Here is a 7769-nt window from a genome sequence, read left to right as displayed (position 1 = left end):
CCGACACCCCGGTCGAGACGATCCGCGCCAGCGGCGTCAACCCGAGAGCCTTCGCCTTCGTGTCGGACATGATCACCAGCGCCGCCGCACCGTCGTTCAGCGGGCACGCATTACCTGCGGTGACCGTGCCGTCCGGACGGAACACCGGCTTGAGCTGGCTGACCTTCTCGTACGTGGTGCCGGCGCGCGGGCCGTCGTCGGTGGAGACGACGGTGCCGTCGGCCAGCGTGACGGGCGTGATCTCCTTTGCGAAGAACCCCGACTTGATGGCTTCCTCGGCCCGGTTGTGTGAGCGGACGCCCCACCGGTCCTGGTCTTCGCGGGAGATGCCCGTGTAGGACGCGACGTTCTCGGCGGTCTGGCCCATCCCCAGGTACACGTCCGGGAGCAGACCGTCCTTGCGCGGGTCCGTCCAGGCGACGCCACCCTCGGCCAGCGTGGCACTGCGCGCCTGCGCGTCGTCGAACAGCGGGTTCTTGGTGTCGGGCAGGCCGTCGGCATTGCCGGTTACGAAGCTCGACACCGACTCGACACCGGCGGAGATGAACACGTCGCCCTCGCCTGCCTTGATCGCGTGAAGCGCCATGCGGGTGGTCTGCAGCGACGACGAGCAGTACCGGTTGACGGTCACGCCGGGAAGGAAGTCGTAGCCGAGCTGCACGGCGACCACGCGGGCGATGTTGAAGCCGGACTGGCCGGCGGGCTGTCCACAGCCGACCATCAGGTCGTCGATCTCCGCCGGATCCAGGTCCGGAATCTTCGCGAGTGCCGCGGCGACCATCTGTGTCGCCAGATCGTCGGGGCGGATCGACGCGAGCGAACCCTTGCGCGCGCGCCCGATGGGCGATCTCACGGCCGACACGATTACTGCTTCGGTCATCTTCTCTCCTCGTATTCGTTATGTAACAGGTTGGGGCCGAACGTAGTACGCCCTCAGATTTCGAGGAAATCGCGTTTCGGCGAGAGAGCTGTGGCGCGGGCGAGCGTTCCGGGCTCCTGTGCCCCACAGGGTTCGTGTGCTAACTTACCAAGCAATCGCTTGGTTTGGTACAGACGTTAGGAACATGCCATGGGCATCACCTCGACCTCCGACAGCGCCGGTATCACCACGGTCACCGTCGACTTCCCCCCTGTGAACGCCCTCCCCTCGCAGGCGTGGTTCGACCTGGCCGACGCGGTCCTCACCGCCGGTAAGGACCCGAAGACGCACGTCGTGATCCTCCGAGCCGAAGGCCGAGGCTTCAACGCGGGCGTCGACATCAAGGAAATGCAGGCCACCGAGGGTTACGAGGCCCTCATCGCCGCCAACCACGGTTGTGCCGCGGCCTTCGCAGCGGTCTACGACTGCGAGGTTCCCGTGATCGTCGCCGTGAACGGCTTCTGCGTCGGCGGCGGCGTCGGCCTCGTCGGAAACGCCGATGTCATCCTCGCGTCCGACGACGCGGTCTTCGGCCTCCCCGAGGTGGACCGGGGTGCACTCGGAGCGGCGACGCACCTCGCGCGTCTCGTGCCGCAGCACCTCATGCGCACGCTCTACTACACGGCACAGAACGTGACTGCCCAGCAACTCGAGCACTTCGGTTCCGTCTACAAGGTCGTCCCGCGTGACGAATTGGACGGGGCCGCACGCGAGGTCGCCGAGATGATCGCGGCCAAGGACACCCGCGTCATCCGCCGGGCGAAGGAAGCGATCAACCGCATCGACCCCGTCGATGTCAAGACCAGCTACCGCATCGAGCAGGGCTTCACGTTCGAGCTCAACCTCGCCGGGGTCGCCGACGAGCATCGCGACGAATTCGTCGCCACCGGAAAAGCCCGGACCAACAGCTGAAGTCCCCTCTCTCACAGGAGTTCGAAACCCATGCGTGACAAGAGAATGTCGCTCGACGATGTGGTCGGCGAGCTGCGCAGCGGAATGACCATCGGCATCGGTGGCTGGGGTTCGCGCCGCAAGCCGATGGCACTGGTCCGCGCGATCCTGCGATCGGACATCACCGACCTGACGGTCGTGACCTACGGCGGCCCGGACCTCGGCCTGCTGTGCTCGGCCGGGAAGGTCAAGAAGGCGTACTACGGTTTCGTCTCCCTCGACTCGGCACCGTTCTACGACCCGTGGTTCGCCAAGGCCCGCACAGGCGGCGAGATCATCGCACGCGAAATGGACGAGGGAATGGTCAAATGCGGCCTCGAGGCCGCCGCCGCGCGCCTTCCCTTCCTTCCGATCCGCGCCGGACTCGGTTCGGACGTCGTCGAATTCTGGGAAGGCGAGCTGAAGACCGTCACCTCCCCCTACCCGGGGCCGGACGGCACCGAGACCTTGATCGCGATGCCCGCACTGAACCTCGATGCGTCGCTGGTGCATCTCAATATCGGTGATGCACACGGCAACGCCGCGTACACGGGTGTCGATCCCTACTTCGACGATCTCTACTGCATGGCCGCCGAGAAGCGCTACGTCTCGGTCGAGCGGATCGTCGACACCGAAGAACTCGTCAAATCCGTTCCGCTGCAGTCCATCGTTCTCAACCGAATGATGGTCGACGGTGTTGTCGAAGCACCCGGCGGTGCGCACTTCACCCTCGCGGGTGACAGTTACGGGCGCGACGAGAAGTTCCAGCGTCATTACGCCGAGTCGGCCAAGGACCCCGAGTCCTGGCAGAAGTTCGTCGATCGCTTCCTGTCGGGCAGCGAAGACGACTACCAGGCCGCCGTCCAGAAGTTCGCAGCCGAATCCAAGAGTGGGGAGCAGGCATGACCACCACCGAGACCGTCACGCGCGCCGAGTACTGCGCGATCGCGTGCGCCGAGATCTTCTCCGGCGCAGGCGAAATCATGGCCAGCCCGATGGCCACTCTCCCCCAGATCGGCGCCCGGCTCGCCAAGCTCACCACCGAGCCCGACCTGCTGATCACCGACGGGGAAGCACTCATCCTCGCCGAGGTTCCGCCGCTCGGCGCCAAGGCCCCGATCGAGGGATGGATGCCGTTCCGCAAGGTGTTCGACGTGGTCGCGTCCGGCCGGCGCCACGTGGTCATGGGTGCCAACCAGATCGATCGCCACGGTAACCAGAACCTCTCGGCCTTCGGTCCGCTCCAGCACCCCACCCGCCAGATGTTCGGCGTGCGCGGTGCCCCGGGCAACACCATCAACCACGCCACGAGTTACTGGGTCGGCCGGCACACCTCCCGGGTGTTCACCGACAAGGTCGACATCGTCTCGGGCGTCGGATACGACAAGATCGATCCCGAGAATCCGGCGTACCGGTTCCTGAGCATCCCCCGCGTCGTCACCAATCTCGGTGTCTTCGACTTCGGCGGCCCGGGCCACACGTTCCGGGCACTGTCGCTTCACCCCGGTGTCGAGGCCGCAACTGTCGCCGAGAACACCTCCTTCGAGGTTGCCGGGCTGAACGAGGCCGGCGTGACCCGCGAACCGACCGCCGAGGAACTGCGGCTCATCCGCGAGGTGCTCGACCCGAAGAGTCTGCGCGACCGCGAGGTCTCCCTGTGACAACCCTGCGCACGCCCCTCACGGAACTGGTGGGCATCGAACATCCCATCGTCCAGACGGGCATGGGATGGGTGTCCGGTCCCCGCTTGACCGCGGCAACGTCGAACGCGGGCGGCCTCGGCATCCTCGCCTCGGCAACGATGACGTACGCCGAACTCGAGGCCGCGGTTGCGAAAACCAAGTCCCTCACCGAGAAGCCGTTCGGCGTCAACATGCGCGCCGACGCCTCGGATGCGGCAGAGCGCATCGATCTGCTGATCCGGGAGAACGTCAAGGTCGCGTCGTTCGCGCTGGCTCCCAAGAAGGAACTGATCGCCAAGCTCAAGGACCACGGCATCGTCGTGATCCCGTCGATCGGCGCCGCCAAGCACGCGGTGAAGGTCGCGTCGTGGGGTGCGGACGCCGTGATCGTGCAGGGCGGTGAGGGCGGTGGGCACACCGGCCCGGTCGCCACGACACTGTTGCTGCCGAGCGTGCTCGACGCCGTCGACATCCCGGTGATCGCCGCGGGCGGTTTCTTCGACGGACGCGGGCTCGCCGCTGCCCTCTCGTACGGCGCCGCCGGCGTCGCGATGGGCACCCGGTTCCTCCTCACGAGCGACAGCGCGGTACCGGACTCCGTCAAGCAGCAGTATCTTGCGCGGGGGCTTCAGGACACGACCGTCTCGCTCAAGGTGGACGGCATGCCGCATCGCGTGCTCAACACCGATCTCGTGGACAGCCTCGAACGGTCCAGTTACGCGAAGGGTTTGGTCGCGGCGGCACGCAATGCGACCAAGTTCAAGTCCATGACCGGGATGAAATGGTCCACTCTCGTCCGGGACGGTCTCGCGATGAAGAAGGCGAGCGATCGCACCTGGCAGCAGATCATCATGGCCGCCAACACTCCGATGCTTCTCAAAGCCGGTCTGGTCGACGGTAATACGGAAGCCGGTGTCCTCGCCTCCGGCCAGGTCGTCGGCATGGTCGACGACCTGCCGAGTTGCCAGGAACTCATCGATCGGATCGTCGCCGAGGCGGTCGAGCGAATCGACGCTCTCGGCGCCCTGCGCGAGTCGGGACGACCCGCAGCCTGATCAGGCCCTCGTAGTACAGCAGCACCCGGTCGCATGCGGCCGGGTGCTGCTGCATACGCACGACGGGGCGAATTCGCCGGAGATCTTCTGTAAGTGCGATGGTCTTGTTACATTCTCTGCTACGGAGAACGTCATTCTCCGGCGAAGGCACACTGTGAGCGCTCGGAAGGACCCCCATGACGCGGTGGAGACGATCGTTGGCCGGACTCGTCGCGGCATGTTCGATGCTGCTCGTGGTGAGCGCGTGCTCAACGAATGCGGGGCCCGATACCGCCGCAGCCGGACCGGCCGGCGATCCGGTGAGCGGCGGTGTTGCACGAGCCATCCAGGTCCGCGAACCGGTGGCACTCGATCCGGCTCAGCTTGCGAACACCTGGGTCGGTCAAGGACTGCTCGGCAACGCTCTGTACGGGACGTTGATGATCGACAACCCCGACACCCTCGAGATCGAATACACCCTCGCCACGGACTTCACCACCACGGACGGCGGTAACACCTTCGTCCTCACACTCCGTCCGGATCTGACGTTCACCGACGGCACACCCTTGGACGCCGAGGCGGTGAAATTCAATTGGGACCGACTGCGCGACACGGCCACGGCGTCGAATTCACTCCCCCAGGCATCGCAGGTCGCCGCGACCGAGGTGGTCGACGAGACCACGTTGAAGGCCACGCTGGCCGTTGCCAATCCGATGTTTCCGTACTCGGTTACGTCGAGCGCACTCAACTGGATCGCCTCTCCCACCGCGCTGCAGAAGGGCCGGGACGCCTTCAACTCCGATCCTGCCGGTGCCGGCCCCTTCGTCCTGGCCGAGTGGACGCGTCAGGACACGATCGAGCTCGAGCGCAATCCGGGCTATTGGGACGCGCCCCGGCCGTACCTCGACCGCATTTCGCTCCGGACCGTGAGCGACGCCCAGCAGCGAATCAACATGCTCAGCACCGGTGGAGCCGACCTGGGCTCGGAATCGAGTTGGTCGGCGCTCAGCAGGGCCGAGGACGCCGGCCTCGTCACCGACGTGGTTCGGGTAGGCGGCGGGCAGTATCTCGCCATGAATCACCGCACGGCACCGTTCGACGATCCTCGGGCGCGCCAGGCTGTAGCCTCCGCCCTCGATCTCGACGGAATCAACACTGCCGTGTTCGAAGGCATGGGTGAGGTGCCCGAGACCCTGTTCCCGGAGTCCTCCCCGTTCTACGCAGACATCCCGTTGTCGCACCATGATCCGGCAGAGGCGCAGGCGCTCTTCGACGAACTCGCCGCCGAAGGCAAGCCGGTCGAGTTCACATTCACCGCAACATCTCTCCGAGAGATCAAGTCCGTTGCGGAAACCGTTCAGGCGCAGTTGAGTTCGTTCGACAACGTGGACGTGAAGGTCGAAATCCTCGATTACGCGGCATACATGCCGCGGATCGCGGCTCGCGACTTCGGAATGACGGTCTGGGCGGCCGACAGTCAGGAGCCCGACTCCGCGCTGTGGAACGCCTTTCACTCCCGTTCACCGGGCAACGTTACCGGCGTTGCAGACCCGGAACTCGACCTAGCACTGGACCAGGGCAGGGCCGGCGGCACGGCCGAGGACCGCTCGGCCTCCTATGAGACGGTGCAGCAACGACTGGCCGAACTGCTCCCCGGCGTCTGGTACATCCGTGCGGCGCCGTCGATCGTCGCGGGTGCGAATATCCACGGAATCCGGCTGTACGCGCTCGCGTCACCGCTGCCCGAGCAGATGTGGGTCACTCGGTAACGGATTCGCCGACACGGGACTCCACGGTGCGAGTTTCGCCAGTCTCCCGACGGTGTGGTGACGCTCCTGGAAGAATGATCGTCACCACCGCTCCGGTTGTCGCCCAGCCGCACTGCGGTGTGCAGCGTGCAGCCGCCAGTGCGAAGGGTGCCCTCGATGCCGAAACTGACCCCGTTCTATGAGAACGTCCAATCCCATTACGACCTCTCCGACGACTTCTTCGACCTGTTCCTGGACCCGACGCGCACCTACAGTTGTGCGTTCTTCGAGACCGACGACATGTCGCTCGAGGATGCCCAGAAGGCGAAGATCGACCTCTCCCTCGGTAAATGCGACCTCCGGCCGGGCATGACGCTGCTCGACATCGGGTGCGGATGGGGGTCGACGATGCGGCGGGCGATCGAGCGGTACGACGTCAATGTCATCGGCCTGACCCTGAGCCGCAACCAGTACGAGCACGTCTCCGAGATGATTTCCGGGCTCGCGCTGGGGCGCCGCTCCGCGGAAGTCCGATTACAGGGCTGGGAGGATTTCGACGAGCCGGTGGACCGCATCGTGAGCATCGGTGCTTTCGAGCATTTCCGCCGGCGGCGCTACGACGCGTTCTTCGAGCGCACCTCGCGCATGCTGCCCCCGGACGGCCGGATGCTGCTGCACACCATCGTCGGCCACTCGCGGCAGTTGCTCGAGGACATGGATGTGGAGGTGAACCGGGACGACGCGCTGTTCCTGCGGTTCATCCTCAGAGAGATTTTTCCCGGTGGGCAGCTTCCGGAACGGGACATGATCATCACCGGCGCCCAGCGCCACGGCTACTGGGTGCAGAACATCGAATCGCTGCAACCGCACTACGCGCACACACTGGATCTGTGGGCGCGCGCACTGGAAGCGCGCCATGACGAGGCAGTCGAACTGGCCTCCGAAGAGGTCTATCAGCGGTACATGCGATACCTCACCGGCTGCGCGGAGAATTTCCGGCGGGGCCTGATCGATCTCCAACAGTTCACCCTCGTCAAGCACAACCGGAGCCGAGCGGGCAGCCACCGTTCAGGATGACGACGATCACAGAAATCTGCATTGGTCGCTGTAGACATTCCGGTTTGTCGGTTGTAGATTATGTGTTGTAAGTGAGAGCGAGTCCGAAAGAGGGCGAGAACGAACTGCCCGCTCAGGAGTCGAAAAGGCTTGGAGTAGGGCGCGTCGAGGCAGTGAGTTGAGTAGGTAAACCTCGAAGCGTCCGACTCCATCGGGGCCGGAGTTGGTGCGGCCCCAGGACATAAGGAATTACCCGGCTTGGAGGTGGTGCGCGGTCAGTTATCGAGATCAGGTTCCGTCCACCGAGGCGGGACACAGGTAGAAAGGCCGACCGACCAGTTGGCCCGTGCAAGTAGATATCTACGAACGTAAACCCCTGGAGCCCGCGGGGGGGGGGGGC

General features: G+C 65.1%; 7 protein-coding genes. 6 read left to right on the top strand and 1 reads right to left on the bottom strand.

Annotation, left to right across the window (positions count from 1 at the left end; genetic code table 11):
• The coding region (locus TVH25_RS19890) for an acetyl-CoA C-acyltransferase (protein WP_422425291.1) at positions 1 to 880 on the bottom strand (880 nt) is incomplete at its 3' end.
• A gap of 189 nt (positions 881 to 1069) precedes the next feature.
• On the opposite strand from TVH25_RS19890, the gene echA20 reads away from it, so the two are divergent.
• The 6 genes from echA20 to TVH25_RS19860 all read left to right on the top strand — a co-directional run bounded on the left by echA20 (position 1070) and on the right by TVH25_RS19860 (position 7390).
• Positions 1070 to 1831 carry a (7aS)-7a-methyl-1,5-dioxo-2,3,5,6,7,7a-hexahydro-1H-indene-carboxyl-CoA hydrolase gene (gene echA20, locus TVH25_RS19885; protein WP_169623094.1) on the top strand — a complete coding sequence of 254 codons (762 nt, stop codon included), beginning with the start codon at positions 1070 to 1072 and terminating at the stop codon, positions 1829 to 1831.
• Positions 1832 to 1861: 30 nt separating this feature from the next.
• A complete protein-coding gene (ipdA, locus tag TVH25_RS19880; RefSeq protein ID WP_206037455.1) occupies positions 1862 to 2755 on the top strand; it encodes a cholesterol ring-cleaving hydrolase subunit IpdA in 894 nt (297 codons plus the stop codon).
• Positions 2752 to 3510, top strand: coding sequence for a cholesterol ring-cleaving hydrolase subunit IpdB (ipdB, locus tag TVH25_RS19875; RefSeq protein WP_422425290.1), 759 nt, complete (start codon positions 2752 to 2754; stop codon positions 3508 to 3510). Before ipdA ends, ipdB begins: the two co-directional genes overlap by 4 nt.
• Positions 3507 to 4586 (top strand): NAD(P)H-dependent flavin oxidoreductase, encoded by a 1080-nt coding sequence (locus tag TVH25_RS19870; protein WP_169623092.1) that lies wholly within the window; start codon positions 3507 to 3509, stop codon positions 4584 to 4586. The genes ipdB and TVH25_RS19870 overlap by 4 nt, the downstream gene beginning before the upstream one ends.
• 176 nt (positions 4587 to 4762) lie before the next feature.
• On the top strand, positions 4763 to 6334 hold the full coding sequence (locus tag TVH25_RS19865; RefSeq protein WP_422425289.1) for an ABC transporter substrate-binding protein: 1572 nt from the start codon (positions 4763 to 4765) through the stop codon (positions 6332 to 6334).
• Between the two features lie 156 nt (positions 6335 to 6490).
• Positions 6491 to 7390 (top strand): cyclopropane mycolic acid synthase family methyltransferase, encoded by a 900-nt coding sequence (locus TVH25_RS19860; RefSeq protein ID WP_422425288.1) that lies wholly within the window; start codon positions 6491 to 6493, stop codon positions 7388 to 7390.
• Positions 7391 to 7769: the final 379 nt, after the last annotated feature.

It is taken from the genome of Rhodococcus sp. 7Tela_A2, assembly GCF_049311045.1.
Classification (GTDB): Bacteria; Actinomycetota; Actinomycetes; order Mycobacteriales; family Mycobacteriaceae; genus Rhodococcus.
The sequence above is the reverse complement of the archived record's forward strand: the minus strand, read 5'-3'. Positions and strand labels throughout refer to the sequence as shown.

Excerpts from the sequence above, each read along its gene's own strand:
- ipdA (WP_206037455.1), top strand. The coding sequence starts at position 1,862 with ATGCGTGACAAGAGAATGTCGCTCGACGATGTGGTCGGCGAGCTGCGC.
- TVH25_RS19860 (WP_422425288.1), top strand. The coding sequence starts at position 6,491 with ATGCCGAAACTGACCCCGTTCTATGAGAACGTCCAATCCCATTACGAC.
- ipdB (WP_422425290.1), top strand. The coding sequence starts at position 2,752 with ATGACCACCACCGAGACCGTCACGCGCGCCGAGTACTGCGCGATCGCG.
- TVH25_RS19865 (WP_422425289.1), top strand. The coding sequence starts at position 4,763 with ATGACGCGGTGGAGACGATCGTTGGCCGGACTCGTCGCGGCATGTTCG.
- echA20 (WP_169623094.1), top strand. The coding sequence starts at position 1,070 with ATGGGCATCACCTCGACCTCCGACAGCGCCGGTATCACCACGGTCACC.